17 protein-coding genes are annotated in these 17,368 nt (G+C 56.5%); 3 read left to right on the top strand and 14 right to left on the bottom strand.

Annotation, left to right across the window (positions count from 1 at the left end; genetic code table 11):
• Positions 1-192: 192 nt before the first annotated feature.
• Both IEY62_RS03660 and IEY62_RS03655 read left to right on the top strand, forming a co-directional pair.
• A complete protein-coding gene (locus IEY62_RS03660; protein WP_189013988.1) occupies positions 193-1,128 on the top strand; it encodes an alpha/beta hydrolase in 936 nt (311 codons plus the stop codon).
• Between the two features lie 233 nt (positions 1,129-1,361).
• Complete coding sequence (locus tag IEY62_RS03655; RefSeq protein WP_189013986.1) at positions 1,362-1,565, top strand: hypothetical protein; 204 nt, start codon at positions 1,362-1,364, stop codon at positions 1,563-1,565.
• On the opposite strand, the gene IEY62_RS03650 is transcribed toward IEY62_RS03655, so the two are convergent.
• The gene (locus IEY62_RS03650; protein ID WP_229785041.1) at positions 1,553-2,278 is read right to left on the bottom strand and encodes a hypothetical protein; all 726 of its coding nucleotides are present in this window, start codon (positions 2,276-2,278) and stop codon (positions 1,553-1,555) included. The two genes, IEY62_RS03655 and IEY62_RS03650, sit on opposite strands and share 13 nt — an antisense overlap.
• A gap of 319 nt (positions 2,279-2,597) precedes the next feature.
• Here IEY62_RS03650 and IEY62_RS03645 point away from each other — a divergent pair, with 319 nt between their 5' ends.
• Complete coding sequence (locus IEY62_RS03645; RefSeq protein WP_189013984.1) at positions 2,598-3,419, top strand: alpha/beta fold hydrolase; 822 nt, start codon at positions 2,598-2,600, stop codon at positions 3,417-3,419.
• A gap of 288 nt (positions 3,420-3,707) precedes the next feature.
• On the opposite strand, the gene IEY62_RS03640 is transcribed toward IEY62_RS03645, so the two are convergent.
• The 13 genes from IEY62_RS03640 to IEY62_RS03585 form a co-directional block, all read right to left on the bottom strand.
• Positions 3,708-4,985: an O-antigen ligase family protein gene (locus IEY62_RS03640; RefSeq protein ID WP_189013982.1), complete on the bottom strand. Its 1,278-nt coding sequence runs from the start codon at positions 4,983-4,985 to the stop codon at positions 3,708-3,710.
• On the bottom strand, positions 4,982-5,233 hold the full coding sequence (locus IEY62_RS03635; RefSeq protein WP_189013980.1) for a hypothetical protein: 252 nt from the start codon (positions 5,231-5,233) through the stop codon (positions 4,982-4,984). The genes IEY62_RS03640 and IEY62_RS03635 overlap by 4 nt, the downstream gene beginning before the upstream one ends.
• 843 nt (positions 5,234-6,076) lie before the next feature.
• Positions 6,077-6,508 (bottom strand): VanZ family protein, encoded by a 432-nt coding sequence (locus IEY62_RS03630; protein WP_189013978.1) that lies wholly within the window; start codon positions 6,506-6,508, stop codon positions 6,077-6,079.
• Positions 6,509-6,791: 283 nt separating this feature from the next.
• A complete protein-coding gene (locus IEY62_RS03625; protein WP_189013976.1) occupies positions 6,792-7,415 on the bottom strand; it encodes an LPXTG cell wall anchor domain-containing protein in 624 nt (207 codons plus the stop codon).
• A 174-nt stretch (positions 7,416-7,589) separates the two neighbouring features.
• A complete protein-coding gene (locus IEY62_RS03620) occupies positions 7,590-9,359 on the bottom strand; it encodes a DUF4012 domain-containing protein (protein ID WP_189013974.1) in 1,770 nt (589 codons plus the stop codon).
• Between the two features lie 99 nt (positions 9,360-9,458).
• Entirely contained in the window at positions 9,459-10,772 is a 1,314-nt protein-coding gene (locus IEY62_RS03615) for a UDP-glucose dehydrogenase family protein (RefSeq protein ID WP_189013972.1), read from the bottom strand.
• Between the two features lie 61 nt (positions 10,773-10,833).
• Positions 10,834-11,970 (bottom strand): sugar transferase, encoded by a 1,137-nt coding sequence (locus IEY62_RS03610; RefSeq protein ID WP_308424478.1) that lies wholly within the window; start codon positions 11,968-11,970, stop codon positions 10,834-10,836.
• A complete protein-coding gene (locus IEY62_RS21845; RefSeq protein ID WP_308424480.1) occupies positions 11,861-12,310 on the bottom strand; it encodes a hypothetical protein in 450 nt (149 codons plus the stop codon). The genes IEY62_RS03610 and IEY62_RS21845 overlap by 110 nt, the downstream gene beginning before the upstream one ends.
• A 26-nt stretch (positions 12,311-12,336) precedes the next feature.
• Positions 12,337-13,311, bottom strand: a complete 975-nt coding sequence (locus IEY62_RS03605) for a GDP-L-fucose synthase family protein (RefSeq protein ID WP_189013970.1) — start codon at positions 13,309-13,311, stop codon at positions 12,337-12,339.
• Entirely contained in the window at positions 13,311-14,339 is a 1,029-nt protein-coding gene (gene gmd / locus IEY62_RS03600) for a GDP-mannose 4,6-dehydratase (RefSeq protein ID WP_189013968.1), read from the bottom strand. Before gmd ends, IEY62_RS03605 begins: the two co-directional genes overlap by 1 nt.
• Before the next feature lie 163 nt (positions 14,340-14,502).
• Entirely contained in the window at positions 14,503-15,123 is a 621-nt protein-coding gene (locus IEY62_RS21840; RefSeq protein WP_189013966.1) for an acyltransferase, read from the bottom strand.
• Positions 15,124-15,161: 38 nt separating this feature from the next.
• Positions 15,162-16,484, bottom strand: a complete 1,323-nt coding sequence (locus tag IEY62_RS03590) for a lipopolysaccharide biosynthesis protein (protein ID WP_189013964.1) — start codon at positions 16,482-16,484, stop codon at positions 15,162-15,164.
• Positions 16,485-16,492: 8 nt separating this feature from the next.
• The gene (locus IEY62_RS03585; protein ID WP_229785076.1) at positions 16,493-17,365 is read right to left on the bottom strand and encodes a glycosyltransferase family 2 protein; all 873 of its coding nucleotides are present in this window, start codon (positions 17,363-17,365) and stop codon (positions 16,493-16,495) included.
• Between the last annotated feature and the right edge of the window lie 3 nt (positions 17,366-17,368).

Here is a 17,368-nt window from a genome sequence, read left to right as displayed (position 1 = left end):
GAGGGATCTCAGCGCGTAGGAAGCCTGGGTGCACCCCGCGGAGGATGACGTCCGGCCGGCGCATCTCATCCTGAGGGCGACTCGCGTGTACCCCGAACGGACTACCCAAGTGAGCACCCTGGGGTGACGCGCCCGCGGGCAGGAAAAGCGAGGCTGGATACAGGGCGCACGGCGCGCGCTGGAAAGGCATGTTTGAAGAAGTCAGTTAAGCGATTGCTCGTATCAGTGACAGCCGTTGGGGCGGTGTTGGGGCTCGGGCTGGCCACTACAACCGTGGTGAATGTGGTGGCGAGCAATTCCGAGAGCAGCAGGATCGAATCCTACGGGCAACGGGTGGACGTGGATGGCAGCAAGATCAACGTCCTGGTTACTGGCAGCGGCATCAAGGACATCGTCCTTCTGCCGGGATTCGGAACATCGTCGCCGGTGCTGGACTTCGCACCTCTGGTCCGTGATCTTTCCAAGGACCATCGGGTCATTGTGGTTGAGCCCTTGGGATATGGCTTGAGCGATGGCACTGACCGGGAACGAACCACCCAGAACATCGTGCAGGAAGTCCATGGCGCGCTGCAGGCCCTGCACGTCAACCGCTACATCTTGATGGGACACTCGATCGCTGGCCTCTACGGGATCGACTACGCCAACCGATACCCGGAGGAAGTCAGTGCCTTTGTCGGCATCGATACCTCGGTGCCGGGGCAACCGGGCATGGATACAGAGTTCCCTACGGGCCTGATGTCTGCGGCGAAAAACCTTGGTCTGCTGCGGCTGCTCACAGCTGCCGCCGGCCCCACCAAGAGCCCCGCCTATACCGACTATGCCCGTGACCAGATGCAGATGCTCACCAACCGCAACTCCATGTCGCCCACGTACCTGAACGAGATGAGCCACATTTCCTCGAACTTCCAGAACGCCCTGGGAACCAGCTTCCCGAAAGAGCTGCCGTTGTTGCTGTTCGTGGTGGCGGAGAACCGTGAGAACCCGGAGTGGCTCGAGCTGCATCGGGACCAGGCTGCCAGCGTCACCGACGGCACCGTGGTGCCCTTGCCGGGCGAGCACTACCTCCACCACACGCACGCGGGGGAGATCGCGGATGGAGTTAGGAGCTGGGAGGCAGGGCGGCGTTAGGTCGTGCAGTGGAGTTGTAAGAAAGCGCACGACGGCGGTGCTGAAGTCACGAAGCCGCGGAACCATGACTACTTCAACCGTTGCCAGGGAAGGACAGAGTGAAGGAGCAGCAGATTTGGCGCTCAGTCTATGGTCATGCCTAAATCCCAACATATATGCTCCAACAAACACGCATCTCACTCGGGCGATCTTTTCGGAAATGCGTGCTTACTAAATGGGTGCAAACTATTGAATTGAGGCATTTCAATGGTGAATCGATTTCCAAGATGCTTGGAGGCCTGGGCGCTGGCTTGGCGATCGTGGTAGCCGGCGCAGCCGGTGTCTCTTGGTTTACCCGCCCAAAATCCAACGTCGGGGATGGCCAGATGGCCGAGCGAACTGTCCAGTCTCCTTCCGGTGCGGCCGACGGGAACGGCACGCAAGATCAGGTCTCGTGAGTGATCCCGGCCGCCGCCTTAGCGGCGACCTGCACGCTCTCCCATCCGCGTCTAGCTGCTGCCACTGTCTTATCGTGCACCTGGGCGTCTTTGTCAAGCAGGATAGCCACCAGCGTCGCGTTGACGATATCTTCGCGAATTTCAGCCAACCAACGGCTGCGTATAGTCGGCATCACTGGCACGCGTGCCAGTATCGTCAGGTAGTGACCGCCGGCGAATGCAGCGGCCAAGCAGATGGCCCCCGTGACTACAAGTTTGACGAGGTCGTTCTGGTTTGTGGCCACGATGTACGCAGGAGGCGCGATCAAGGCAATGATGAGTCCTGCACGTAATAGTAAGATCTTTCGTGCCCCGCCGGAGGCCCGTCGCCGCCCTATCGTTGCGGCCAGCCGCTTGTCGCGGATCCCCTGTGCTTTTAGCCGCCACTGACGTTGAGTACCCAGATGTTCGCTAACGATGGCACGAGCTTCGGCTAACTCTTCTGGATTGTCTTGCCTGAGCTCAGCTACGGAAGGATCGGTAACGTCCGCCCAAGCACTTTCGAGGCGACGGTCGATGGCAGCAGCCATATCATCCAGACTTAGGCGCGCTGCGCCCTGGGCGGCCTCTTCGACCCGGATTTTTACAGTGGACGTTGGGTATCGTTCCCCAATGGTCTCCGTCCGATTCCCGTAGCGGGGTGATCCATCCGGCAGATGGTAGTCGTTGCGCATGCTTGTCCCTGGATCGATCGCCAGGAGTCGAAATCCAAAAGGTGACCATGGCGCGCGGCACCTTGCCGTCCATCTACATTCTGAGCTACATCGCCAGACGTTACGCGACTTGACGCAATCATTACCGCCGTTCCTGGTTCATGCTCTGTCGGCTAGGCCCAACGGTGGCTCCGACGGCACCGTAGTGGCCCTGCCCGGTGAGCACCACCTTCACCACACGCACTCGGGGGGAGATCGCGATCGGGGTTAGGGAGTGGGCGGCGGGGCGGCGGTAGGTCGTGCCTTTCTGCCAGCGGCGAGGCGAGCGTACGCTGAGGCCATGGAGTCCGAAGTCAGGACCTTGTCTCTGAACACCGGGATCAGCGTGCCTTGTTTTGTTCAAGGAAACCTTGAACAAGCAATTGACGACGGCGGCGCCCCACTTCTGCTCCTGCACGCCTGGGGCGAGTCCTGGCGGAGTTTCAATCGCCTTATTGCCTTGCTTCCGACGTTCAAGATCATGGCCCCTGATCTGCGAGGTCATGGTGCGGCCGACAAGCCGGCAGACGGCTACTCGCTTTCTGAAGTTGTTGAGGACGTCGTGGCGGTGTTGGAGGATTTCGGCGCCAAGCAGGCGCATGTCCTGGGTTCATCCAGTGGTGGCTACGTTGCCCAGCAACTTGCTGTCTCTCATCCGGACCTTGTTGCATCCTTGACGATGGTAGGTGCACCCCTGACGCTCCACGGAAGGCCACCATTTGCAGCCGAGGTGGAGCAGCTCACCGAGCCAATCTCTGAGAACTGGATTCGAGAGTCTTTGTCCTGGTACAGAATGCTGCACGCCGTGCCGACCTCATATATTGAGGACCGAGTGCAGGACGGTCTCGCCATGCCAGCCTCGATTTGGAAGGCTTCACTGCGGGGATTCTACGAGGCCGTTCCTCCGACGGAGACCGGCGAGATTTCCGTCCCGACGCTTATGCTGTGGGGCGCCCACGATCACCTTGTGCCACGACAACATCAGGAAACACTTGCCAGCCGTATCAAGGGTGCGCGATTGCAGATCTACGAGGGGACCGGTCATCTGGTGCTCTGGGAGTGTCCGGAGAGAGTTGCCGAGGATTTGACGCGCTTTCTCGGAGGGCTGTTCAAACGCCAGTAGCTTCGCCGATCGACTCGATGTAGCCCTCGGTTGCTTTCACCGTACGATGCTTCGTGCGCCGCCCACACCCTGTTATTGACGAGAACCTGCAGTACCGCTGAGAAGGGGATTAAACTGGGACCGGCGGAACATTCGCCGTCGGCAAGCCAGCAACCGGGGGTCGTGTCGGGAGCTCCTCCACCAGGCACGCGGGCGAGATCGCAGACGGAGTGGGAGTTACACCGGCTATAGTGTTAGGGTTCGCCTTCCGGTCAAATATACATGCGGTGTTGGTGTCGAAAGACCATGTCACGTCCGGAGCGCAACATCTTTGATCGAAATTGGGGCAAACTCTTGCCTCCTCGAGATATTTCCAACAACAATGCACGCGCTACCGATTATCAGCGGGAGCAAGTGAGCGAAAGGCGCTAGTCCGAACTTACCGGGTTGCACGGGAGCCTCGACAATGCCGAGGGCCAAGAGCGAAATCAACATCATGATGATGGCATAGCGCTCTTCCTTTGCAACCTTGCGTAACAGCGTGATACCAGCGATTGTGAGACACAGGATACCGAAGACGCCGCCAGCAACAGCGAATTCGAGCCAGATGTTGTGGGGGCTGTAGTTCGCGGTCAGCGACAGCTCAAGTGGTTGATTTGACCAGAAGGTAGGGCCGTATCCAAGTGCTGGGCTAGCCTGGAAGAGTTCTTGGGCCCTCGCCCAAAGTCCGCCCCGGAACGTCGCGAATTCACGGGGAAACGAGCCTACGGCCGTAACAACGGACGCCACCAAGACGCATGCTAGGGCTAAAGAGCTAACCCACTTACGTCGATCCCAATTCCCCGCTGCGAGCAATACTACGACTACCACAACCCATGCGGACAAGGCTGCTGATCGGCTACCGGAGGCTTCGATCACCACAAGACCGACAATTGCTGTGAGTACCAACGGAGTCGCTCGGAGCCCAAGAAGGGCCAAGGGCAGCAGGATCGCAATAGCCACACCCACAAAGTTCCCGTTATTTGTGATGGGAGACGTAAGCACCTCGCCAAAAATCGAGCACTTATCCAGCCGGCAGAGCCCAATCACATTTTCAGGGGCCGCAAACGAGGTCGCGGTGACTGCGAGGAGAACGCAGAATACTGACCATCGAGCTGAAGCGAACCAAGCCTCAAGGGGTATCGGCGCCGCACGCCGAAGCAACGCCGGTAAGAGCAAAACGGCGGGAAGAACCCCTGTAAATCCGGATCCCGCAAAGAGCGTAAATGGGATAGAGAACGCCACTCCAGCGAAGATCCACACGCCGGGAGCGAAGGGCTTGGCATCTTTTCTAAGCCGTGAAACCAGCATGACCAGCGCCATCAGAAGGGCCGGACCGTAAGTCACGAGCGTGTAGCTGGTGCCACTGTCTGCATCAGCTGCAAAGATAAACGATCCAAGCGCCGCCTTAACCGCGATGGGCCAAGTAACGGATCCGTGAAACCACAGCCACTCAATTCTTGGGAGCTGGAAAGTAGCTTTGCGGGAGAGGAACAGCGCCAGTCCCAGAAGCGCGAGGCATCCAAGGAGGGCGCCCTGAATGGTCACAGGCTCTCTTTCAAGTAGCGGCAGATCGTGACCGTCGCTAAGCAGCCACAGAGCAGCGGGAACACCAGCCACTGGTAGGTTGCTGTAATCCCCATGAAGATGATGGCCAAGAGTAAGACCACGCCCATTGCGAAGACCAAATAATCCCGCCTCTCGGAATGGGCTACAGGTTGAGCCGAGTAGTCCTCAAGGCCATCAGTGCTCTTGAGCTTCAAGGAGCCTGCAGGTGTTATTCCCCCAGTTGTCATGCAGCGATTCTACCGGAGCTGGCATTGCGAGCAGGATTCCGCTCCTCCTGACGCGTCGGCTCCCATTCAATCATTGAGGCAAAATATGTAAGCTCCTGGAGGACGGGTGGCTTGTCCGAGTTTCCTCACTGCCGGGTCAGGGAAAAGTGGTTCCTAGAGTCATTGACATCGGTCGGTGCCAGTGAGAAATAGACCACGCCTGAGTCGTTTCTGCCGCACCTAGCAAGCCGCGACGTCTCGGAAGAATCTTGATGGTGCAGGGTGGCTCCTCCAGGAAGCGCCCCCCTGACCGACGTAGCAGTGGCGGTTAGAGTTGTCTAGCGAGTCGTCAGTGCTAGCGTCACTATGAAAATAGTGACCCCCAGCACTATCACAAGGCCCAAATAGGCTCGCCACTTTGACCCTGTTTTGTGAGGGTTTATGTCTATGTACGGCACGTGGTGTCAATTCCCTTCAACAACAGCGTCAATGCTAGTTCTCATACCTTCGGCAGTTGGGTCCTTGCATGTACAAGGCAGGCAGCCGGCAGCGGCACGCCCCTTGTTGGGCAACATGTGATCGAGGCGTGCCGCCCACATCATCATAAGGCTACTTTCGAAAATGACCGAAAGATTAACGAACCTTGTTAGGTGGTCAGATTCGGTAAATGATTTACGAACCCCATGGGTGCATGTACCAGCTAAAAGAGGGTTATGCCTTCGTCGCCATAGTGAGCGCTCCAACGCAGCCCATATGGTCAGTCACTTCAGAACGGGCTGCGCTCGTCAACCGGCGCAAGATTAAGGAGTACACAAGATGCACCACATTGGATGTAGATTCAACCGTTTGCCGGTTGAATCGGTACTACGCTTCTGCCCGTTTAGGATCGGCGCTTCGCCTAATGAAGCGCGAACCGACGATCCCGATCATCGCGCCAAGTGTGTTCGTTACGACATCGCCGAGGCTGGGCACGCGTGCTGTTGTAAAAAGCAACTGTCCGAGTTCTATGCAGATAGATGCCAGTAAACCTGACGACGCTAATTTCCACCATGTCTGTGTGGGCAGGGCCATTGCTAGCAAGGCGCCGAACGGAATGAACATGGCGACATTCGCGGAGGCTTCTACGAACCTGTAGTCGAACCATCCTGGCACGCCAAGTCGGTGGAGATACTTCAGGGCCGAAGTGAGTGCTCCATTGATGGGCTTATCTACAGGTGTCGGCCAGAAGCCAATCACGGCGAGGCTTAAGAGGTAAAATACCGAGGCTATCCGCCAAGGGAATGGGTGCTGTTTCAAGCTCGCCTTTACGAATACAGAACTAGCGCGTAAGCGCTGACGGCGACGGCGGCCACAGCCAGCAAGGTTAGCAGCGAGTATTGAACGAGGTCGTGGGGGAACATGGGGCGACGCAACGGGGTCACCCGAAACGAACGTAGCCCCCTACGTCTTCTCCAATGCCGCCCCATAGTTCCTATGGATACCACACGTGGGATTCCTCATGAAAGGCGAATAAAAAATTAGGGTGGATTGCCAACGAATGCATCAGTTGGCAATCCACCCTCAAGTGGTCAAATTTCGACTAAGCGGAAACCTCGGAACCCTTTGCGCGGCGACGAGCTACCACAACGGAAGCCGTTCCTGCTGCCAGGGCGCCTGCGCCGACGAGGGACCACAGGATCAGGCTGGAGTCTGCACCAGTGTTTGCCAGCGGTACGCCGCCAGTATTTGCCAAGCCAGTGCCCGTTCCGGTACCGGCGTTGCCGCCAGTGTTGGAGAGTGCGGCTCCGCCCACTACCACCGTGACGGGCCCGACTGTGACACCAGAGGAGTTGCCAGTAGCGGTAACTGCGTAAGCGCCGGGCTCGTTAATGACAATCGGAGTCGAGAATGCGCCATTTCCATCGGCCGTGGCCGACAGTGTGGACGGAGCCAACGGGATAATCGCGGACACTGAGAGGCTTCCGGCGGAAACGCTTCCGCTAGCAGCGGGCGTGCCTGTCGGTGTCACGGTGATGGTAATGCCTTCACCAGGCGTGAAGCCCGTGCCGCTGAAGACGAAGGCTTCACCCGGCGCGACGGAAGCATCGGAAACTGCGACGCTGGTGTTCGGCGCCGGGTAGTTGGCGTTGTTAGCTACGGCCGGTACTGCGCCGAGAAGTGCGATGGAACCTGCGAGCGTAAGTGCTGCAAGAGATTTCCTCATGTGTGTCCCCCCTGAGACCCTAAATGGTACGACGTGGTGTTTGGAGATTTCCGAGACCCTACGAGACCGTAAGAGAAATCTCATGTGCTGCCCACGTAGAACTTACCATTCAATGCATGTCAGCGGCAAAGAAAATCCATACCCGTTACAAAGGATTAACGCGTTTGCCTCATCCTATTCACAGGCTGCAGGGCTTGCCGGTTTGATCACCTCATTGACAGGCTGTGTTGTTGGCGTGACAACTATATCTGGTTGGGCGTGCTGAACGATGTGTCCAAAATTGAACTCCAGACTCGTACTGGCCCCCGGAGCCAACTGTATGGTGCTTGTGGCTACGGCCCGTTGGCCATGACGTTGAGCGGCAAACGGGATCTTTTGACCATCTTTCACAACGGTGTCAATATTTGATTGCGCCGGTCCGTAAGCGACCACGTTCGTCTGTACTGTGCCGGCGGGTACTCCAAACGCTCCGCCGCCGGTCACATATTGCGGTAACGACGAGGCGGCGTCGTTGGGGGCCACGTTCGTGCTCGTTACCCGTACGGTGATTTCTCTGTATCCGTCACGCGTGCAATCTCTAACGACTTGGACGCTCCGCTTAATCCAGTAGTCCATTTTGGCTCCTGTGCCGTCGTTGAAATAGATTCCGAACTGAGCTGGCGAGATCGCGGGTCCGGATATCTTGCCGCTTAGCGAGTACTGCGCGATGATGGCCTGTTCCTCCGCTGCCGCTGACCAAAGGAGCAATCGATGCTCCGTAGCCCCCTTCGTGATGGCGTCCACGAGCTTCTTAGGATCAGCTTTGCCTGAAGACACGGCCCCGAAGATCTCCTTTGCGGCGCCCGCAAAATAGACATCTTGGAGTTTTGGTTCCTCTATCTTGGCGTAGGCATCTGACAAAAGCGTTCTTACGACGTTCTTGCCCGTTAACTCCGTAGGCAGGTCGCGGCCGATCTGTAGAACAGCGGGATCAGTGATTTTCACAGGACCGGTGGCGTCGAGAATGAAGCTCAAGGCGACAGGATCGAGTGACAAGACGCCATCCAGTTTTTCGCCCCTGCTCTTATCCCACATGGTTTGAGCCGTACTTGCAGTAGTCGCGAAGTCGGGGGTGAGATTGACGTCTTGCATGAACCTGCCCACACGAGCGGAGTATATCGCCCGTTCGTCAGCATCGATGGCTATGGGGGGCACGAAGACACCAAGTGCGGTCGCGCTAGTCTGCGACTCCAGCTTCAGGCTTCCCTTGTCCGCCTTGAGAACTGCGAGTGCACCCGGTATTCCGCCCGTTGCCCTCGATTCGGCATTATTCTGCATAAGAAGCAGGTATCGCCTTGGACCGTCAGCTCCCAACATAGATGGAGCTAAGTTGGCGGCATTCGCGGCTGATTCGAGGTCACCGCTGAGTTCGGCGAGTTCTTTGCGGGCCTGAACCAGGGGAGCGGAGACCTGGGGAAGAAGCGCATCGGAGTCGATTGACTCCAGACGTTTTGATGATTCTCGTACCGCATGGGCGGCTGCTTCCACGCGCGGGGCAGCTGATCGTAGCGGCTGTAGATCCATGCCTTCGGGCCCGGGAGACAGCGTCTCCCATTTCAGTGACTGAAATGCCTTCACAAGTGGGACGGCGCCGAGTCGCGCGACGTCGTCTGCCGAGGTTGCAACTTCGCTAGCGGCTTGAAGGTTATATCCAACTCCAGGGAGGGCCGAAACCATTTTCCAGACAGGATCGTTTGCGGCGTCGCGGGCTGATCCCGTGTGCTGGACCAACGACTGAACAGTTGCCGCCGCACCAGTCGCATCGTTGGCAGCCATCTGTGCCTTCAGTGTCGGAAGGAGACCTGTCGCGGCCTCCAACTCGGATTTGACTGTTGCTGCCTTAGACATCGTCCATGCCGCCGAACCGCCGAAGAAGACGGCGAAAGCCAGTACCCAAAGGGCCATGGACAAGACTCTCCTACGAAGGCGCCGCTTCGACCTGGTTCCGTTACCCGCAGTTCTTGCGCCTTGGCGGGATCCGGCAGCTGTTCCTGTGCCCACTGCTTATGGCCTTCCCAGTCCACGGTACTGCCAGCCTGCAGAGCGCCATTTTCCGGGATCTAGGATATTTCGCCCATCTAAAATGCGAGGGGAAGCAACAGAGTCTCGTAGTAGATGGGGATCGAGGTCCCGGTATTCTTGCCACTCGGTGAGAAGCAAAACCGCGTCTGCTTTGTCTACGGCCGAATCAACGTCTTCTACGTACTGGAGTTCGGGGAAGCGCCTGGCGGCATTTGGCAATGCCTTCGGATCTGTCACCGTCACCACAGCCCCCTGCAACTGAAGCTGCGCAGCGATGCTTAGGGCGGGGGAGTCACGTACGTCATCGCTTTCGGGTTTAAACGACGCCCCCAAAACTGCAATTCGCATGCCTAGGAGGCTCCCACCGCATAGTTCGCGCGCCAATTCTACAACGCGGGTGCGGCGCCGCATGTTGATGGCGTCAACTTCCCTGAGGAATGTCAATGCTTGGTCGGCCCCCAGCTCCCCGGCTCGAGCCATGAAAGCGCGGATGTCTTTCGGCAGGCAGCCCCCACCAAAGCCGATTCCCGCATTCAGGAATTTCCGACCGATTCTGTCGTCCATTCCAATGGCGTCGGCTAGGCGCGTCACGTCTGCCCCGGCCGCTTCACAGAGTTCAGCCATAGCATTGATGAACGATATTTTTGTGGCGAGAAAAGAGTTCGCCGCAGTTTTTACCAGCTCAGCGGTAGGTAGGTCAGTTACAAGGCGAGGCGTTCCAGCAGACAAGGGTGATTTGTAAACTTCGTCAAGCACTGCAACAGCATCGTGATCTTCAGAGCCACCATCTACACCGTAAACGAAACGATCAGGATGAAGTGTGTCTGTCACAGCATGTCCCTCGCGCAAGAACTCAGGGTTCCAAACCAAGTGAGCGAGGGGCTGGTGTCCTGCTACCAACTCTGCAAGCCGTGCAGCTGTGCCCACAGGAACGGTTGATTTTCCAACTATGACGTCGCCAGGAGCCAAATGCGGAAGCAGACTCAAGGTCGCAGCATCGACATAAGTCAGATCGGCACCGTTTTCGCCCTTTTTTTGAGGTGTGCCAACGCAAATGAAGTGCACATCGCAGTTTGCGGCAGCGGCCATATCTGTCGTGAAGGAGAGCCTGCCCGTCTCTTGGACATCTTTTAGAAGATCTTCCAAGCCCGGCTCATAGAACGGGGCCAGTGCACCTGATAGGTCGGAGATCTTACGCTCATCCACATCAATTCCAACGACTTCGTGACCAAGTTTCGCCATGCATGCCGCATGGACGGCACCAAGGTAACCGCAACCTATGACCGAGATTCGCATGAAAGAGCCTTCCGATTACCTACATACTTATGGCGACAGCTTGCCAACCACTTGAACTTATTTAGACTGCGCCGCTACTTGTGAAGACGGCCTTGAAAGTCTTAAAGAGAATCAGCACGTCGCCCATCAGCGACCAGTTCTCTACGTAGTAGAGGTCGAGGCGAATGCTCTCCTCCCACGTCAGATTCGAGCGGCCGCTGACTTGCCAAAGTCCGCTCATTCCCGGACTCACGTAAAGGCGCCGATAGGCAGCATCGTCATAGAGGGCGACTTCTCCGTGCCGTTGCGGTCGCGGCCCGACCAAGCTCATGCTTCCACCCAGAACATTTAGCAGTTGTGGCAGTTCATCAAGGGAATACTTGCGCAGAACTCGACCGATCGGTGTGATCCGGGGATCATTCTCCACCTTAAAGAGTGGCTTGTCCGCCGTACCCTGAGCCTCGAGCAGCGCTTTTAGCTCAGCGTCGGCGTTCGGCTTCATGGAACGGAACTTGAACATGTCAAATGTCGTTCCTCGAAGTCCAATCCGTTCTTGGCGGTAGAAGATAGGTCCGGGGCCGCTGAGCCTGACGAACAAGGCAATGCTCACAAGCAGCGGAGAGAGCGCTAGCAAAAGAGAACCGGCGATGGCAATGTCGAATGTACGCTTGGCGACTCTCTTGCCACCTGTGAGTTTTGGAGTCGAGACGTGGATCAATGGTAGACCTGCGACTGGCTGGGTGTGGATGCGAGGACCAGCAACGTCAGTAAGGGCGGGAGCCAAAATCATCCCGATGTCGCGAGCAGAAAGTTCCCACCCCAAACGCCTCAGATCCTGCGGGTGCATGTTGACCCCGGCGGAGATTGCCACTGCATCAACCTTAGCCTCAAGAATCGCCGCCAATATCGAGTCGAAGTCGCTACCTACTCCTGTAAGCGGCACGCTTAGACGAGAGGCTGACTCCGAATCGTCAGGGGCCCCAGGGACATGGGCAGCAACGGGAAGATACCCTGCATGGGGCGCACCCAATAAGGAGCGAATGAGGTGTTGGGCGGAGTGGGTTCCACCGATAATCAAGACCCGAGACATGCTCTTACCGTGCTGCCGGTCAAGACTTAAATGCTGGCGAACGAGCCATCTTGCTGCGAGAAGTGTGACTGCGCCAGCCGGGAAGGCTAATCCAACGTAGCCCCTGGCTGTGTCTATTTTTGAGAGCATAGGAAAATATCGCAACAAAACCGAACAGCCAAGCTGAAGCCGCTATGACCCGTTTATACTCCTCGCTTCCAGAGCCTAGAATTTTTGCTTCGCGACTTCCCCAAACTTCCAACATCAACCACCACGCAACAGCCAAAACTGCTGAAAAAACAATGTAATCACCGTCTTTGACATCCTGGGCGTTCAGATCACTGAAACCAAACCGAACACCAAAGGCTCCAACGACAGCCCAAGCAACTACGGCTGCGTCAACAAATCTGAGGCGTCGCGCGTATCTACGGCGCCACTGAGGCAGCAGGCCTGCGGCTTGCTGGACTGACATAGTCTCCGGCTTGGTCATTCCATCCCCCATTCAAAGGCCGTGGGTCAATCTCTAATGTGGTCAATATTGCTTTTGTACCAGTCCACTGTGGATCGGATCCCGGAAACAAGATCGATACTGGCCGTCCAGCCTGACGTGGTCAGTTTCGATACATCGAGCAGCTTTCTTGGAGTCCCATCCGGTTTCGACGTGTCCCAATTAATGGCACCCGAGTACCCTACGGCTTCCGCCACTATTCCTGCGAGTTCCTTGATGGTGACGTCCTGCCCGGTCCCTACATTGACCTGTTCAGGGCCGTCGTAGTTTTCTAATAGGTGCAAGCAGGCGGAAGCCATGTCATCGACATGAAGGAACTCTCGACGGGGTGAACCCGAGCCCCAGTTTGTCACTATCGGGGTTCCCGAGGCCGCAGCTTCGTCATATCGACGGATCAACGCGGGAAGCACATGCGAACCCTCAGGAGAGAAATTGTCGCCAGGGCCGTAAAGGTTGGTTGGCATAGCGGAAATCCACGGGAGGCCATACTGCCTTCTGATGGCCTGCACGTGCATGATGCCAGCAATTTTTGCTATCGCGTACGCATCGTTGGTTGCTTCAAGATGGCCAGTGAGGAGTGACTCCTCGCGAATGGGCTGCTCTGCAAACTTCGGGTAGATGCAGGAGGACCCGAGGAATAGAAGACGCTCGGTACCATGTTCCCGCGCGGCGTCCAATACGTTCACTTGTATGCGGAGGTTATCGCTGAGGAAGTCGACAGGATAAGTACTGTTTGCAAGAATCCCACCGACTTTTGCGGCAGCCAAGACCACGTAACGCGGCTTGTTACTTGCGAAGAATGCAAATACTGCTTCCCGATCCTTGAGATCCAGCTCCGAAGATCCTCTACCAATGAGGTTTTCAAAACCCTCTGACTCGAGCCTGCGCCAGATAGCTGAGCCGACTAGCCCCTTGTGGCCAGCAACATAGAATCGCGCCTCGCGATCTAGCGGGGCCGGCTGAAACTGGGTCAAAGCCGTCACTAGAGCTTCCAACTCTCAAGATCGACGGAATCGATCCAGTGGTTCCCGGCGTGCTTCAAAGCCTCAATATCTGCGTCGACCATGATTCGGGCCAGTTCCGGCGTCTGAACAGTTGCCTTCCAGCCCAATTTCTCGTGAGCCTTGGAAGCGTCGCCTACTAGAGCATCAACTTCCGTCGGTCGCAGGTAACGCTCGTCGAAACGCACGTGTTTCTCCCAGTCCAGGCCGGCATGCTCAAAGGCAATTTGGAGAAAATCCTTCACCGTATAGTTTCCACCTGTAGCCAAAACGAAATCTTCGGGCTCATCGGCCTGAAGCATACGCCACATGCCTTCGACGTACTCTGCTGCGTAACCCCAGTCTCTGACAGCATCCAGGTTGCCCATATAAAGCAGCTCCTGGCGTCCAGCTTTGATGGCAGCGACGGCGCGCGTGATCTTACGCGTCACGAATGTTTCCCCGCGGCGCGGTGACTCATGATTGAAGAGGATGCCGTTCACCGCATACATGCCGTATGCTTCACGGTAATTTTTGGTTACCCAGTAGCTGTAAACCTTGGCTGCTCCGTAAGGAGAACGAGGGTAGAAGGGGGTGTCCTCATTCTGCGGGGGCGGGGTTGCCCCGAACATCTCCGAGGACGATGCCTGGTAGAACTTAGTTTCGATTCCGGACATGCGAACTGCTTCGAGAAGCCGAATGGATCCGATGCCAGTCGTGTCACCCGTGTGCTCTGGCTCGTCAAATGAAACACGGACATGAGACTGAGCAGCAAGGTTGTAGACCTCGTGAGGACGGATTTCTGCCATGAGCGTCACGAGCCGAGCGCCGTCGCTTAGATCCCCATAGTGAAGGAAAAGTTTGGCCGTTGGATCGTGAGGATCCACGTAGAGGTGGTCAATCCGAGCCGTATTGAACGTGGATGCTCGGCGAATGAGTCCGTGTACCTCGTACCCCTTCGCGAGAAGTAGTTCCGCGAGGTACGAGCCGTCCTGCCCAGTGATACCCGTAATGAACGCGCGTTTTGTCATTTTGTCCCCATGGTACGTAATTGATCAATCGCGAGCCCAGCGGCCGCGCGATGATGCCAGGCTTGTATCGGACATATCTTATGTCCGGTCGTCCGTGTCTCGGAAATTTTGGTTGGTCATGATGCCAGCGTTACAGGCTGTTGAAAGAGAACACTCGATTGGTCTACGAGTCCCTTTGAATGAGCTGTTGCGTGGGGGATCCTGTCGAACGGACCACTCCTACGGCTGAGGCTGGGTTTCCGGCGATGATGCTGTGATCAGCAAATTTACCACTTACCACAGCTCCAGCTCCGACTACCGAGTTGTCGCCGATCGTGGACCCTTTGAGAATGATGGCATTGGCGCCTATAAAAACGTTCTTCCCGATGACAATGGAATGCGACGGCTCAGGCGCAGGCATGGGCAGGTATCGCCGATCAAGAGCATGTATCGGATGAAAGTCTGTGTCAACGATCATCGCATTGGCTCCGACCAGGCAACCGTCCCCGACTTGGATGGACCTAGCTGCAACGATCGTGGCGCCACTTATGCCGCAATCCTTGCCAATCCTGATTTCTGCATCAGGCTGGACGGCTCGAAGAATAGCCGGATGGTTGACGCCGATGACTTGAAGTCTTGCCCAGGATACAGCTACAAAATTTTCACCGATGCTAATATTCGCACCTGAACGACAAGATACAACAGGGAGGCCGACGAAACGAGCGTTCTTAAGGCCGACCACTCCTTTTCTTCGAAGAATAAAAACTATGAATCGAGATAATGCCGAAATTATAAAATTTTTCACAGGAACCTCTTTAGTAGCCGTAAGCAAGACTAAGTTCTTTACTGCTTTCCCTGCCGATTCACGCGCTTGAATGCAACTCGAATGCTTGGGATAACTTGTAGGACAAGCATTGATGAAGCCATGGCAAGATATGGTGCTGCAGCACCGAGGTGCGGCACGGAAAGCACGATTAGGGCAACGGTACTGGCAGCAACAAGGACTACACATGCAGCTTGGAACCACAGCCCTTTGGTATCACTCAGCAACATTGCGCTGGGTTGGTGAACCGCCGTAACAAGCAAATAGAGCGCTGCCGCTAGCGCAAGCAGGATTGGTGGCGAAACCTGGCCGTCGGAAAGTACGGCCGCTGCCGTAGGGGCGAGGAGGAACAGCATCGCTGAGAAAATGAGTCCAATGAAAGCAAAGAGCAACAAGTGGTGCTTGTAGGCGGTCATCGAGAGACTGTTATTGTGAAGATCTTTTCTGTATCGCGCCCACAGGTTTTGGCCCACTACGCCCGTAATCGCAAGAAGCGGTCCTAGGAACTGGGCAACCAAGGAGTACTCGGCTACATTCTGAGGCGTGCCAAAGTGGGACAAAAGTACCCTATGGCTTTGGAATCCAATCGACATTCCGATGGAGACGATGAGGAATGGTGCTGCAGTTTGCCAAAGTGGAGTTTCTATCGGGTTCCTAGAAAACCAGGAAGTAAATGGACGATTCAGTCGCAGTCCATAACGTCGGCGGGCGACAAGATATCCTACTGCGGCCGTCGCGAGGTAAGCCGTCCCCGGACCCAAGAAATAAGCGTATGCAGGTGCGCCGAGGGCCATCAGCGGAATATAAATACACACCTGTACTAGTGGCCCAACCAACCCGATGCGGACGACATCGATCATCCGTCCAAGCCCCTGAAGCACGCGGCCGCCCATGCCGAGGGGGATTGCCAGCGCTATACAAGCAAACGTATAGGCAGTTGCTTCCGGTATGCCCGGGGTATCGGCGAGGTTTCCAAGTAGGCCATCAAACGAAAATACGTAGTATGCAAGGGCGGTAACGCAGATCACGAGCAGCATTAAGAGGACCATGAAGTCTCGCGCCTTAGAGACTGTCCGTCGGTACTGTCCGCGTGTCAGCCGTGCAGCGGAACGATCTGAGGTGGCGTTGACGATGCTGGCCCCGAGGCCCAGATCCGCGAAGGGGAGGAGGTTGACGAGTGACGCAACGATGGCGAAGGCCGCGTAAGCCGAAGAGCCATGCTGACGTGACAAAACGGCGATAGCTATGACATTGGCCCCGAAACCCGCTATCAACGCAATTAGGCGGTAGAGGGCCACCCCTCCCAGGTCGATGTCTCTTGCCCTTGCAAGTAAGGCTGTCATGTTCGTCCTTACTCCCGGCTTGGGGCAGGACGCGAGATGCGCTTCAGGAGCTTCCCTGGCAGGATCTTTGGGGCAACCATGATTGAACGAAGTATCCAGGTAACAGCACTGGTCTTTCGACCGTTTGCCCATGCTGTTCTTGCGGCGCGAGTGTATGCCGCCCCTTTGATTTCCTGGAACGACATGAGGTTTGCACGTATCCCTGTAGCGGAGGCGTAGTGCTTTCTGATGGCTTCTTTGTCCGCTATGGCTCTAGTTGGTGCGTGACTCGATTTTCCTGCATAAAGGCGGTATCTGGTTGCTGGCTGGTCATGCATTCCAACTCGTCCCACCATGGACAGGCGAATTATCATTTCGTAGTCCTCGGCGTAGCGAGTATCAAGCGATGGAATGCTGAGGCGAGCTGCGCGGTCGAATGCCGATCGGCGCATAACTGCCGCAGCCGGTGGCCAAGGTCCGAAACCGGTAAGCAGCAAGTCTTCCGTGGACACGGCCCGGTAATGACGCTCAAGCAGATGTTCGCGGCCGTTTGGATCTACTCCGATGACGCGCCCACCCACGACGCAGAGATCAGGGTCCGATTGGAGCATGCGAACTGATTCTGTTACGCCATCGGGTATCAGTTCATCATCGGCATCGAGCAGGGCAATAAAGTCTGTTGAGCTGTGGCTGATTCCGTTGCGGCGGGCATGGGATGCGCCAGCATTGGACTGCGCGATTACTTCAGCTCCAGCGTCCCGGGCGACAGTCGCAGTCGCATCTGTTGAGCCGTCATCAACGACCAGTATTCGGCATCTTTCTATGTCGCGGCAGCTATCGATTGCTCGGCGAATCGTGTCCTGCGAATTGTAGGCAGGAATAACCACAGTGACGACATTCATGGT

The organism is Paenarthrobacter histidinolovorans (assembly GCF_014647595.1).
Taxonomy (GTDB): Bacteria; Actinomycetota; Actinomycetes; order Actinomycetales; family Micrococcaceae; genus Arthrobacter; species Arthrobacter histidinolovorans.
Note: the sequence above shows the minus strand (reverse complement) of the source record. Positions and strands in the feature narration are given on the sequence as shown.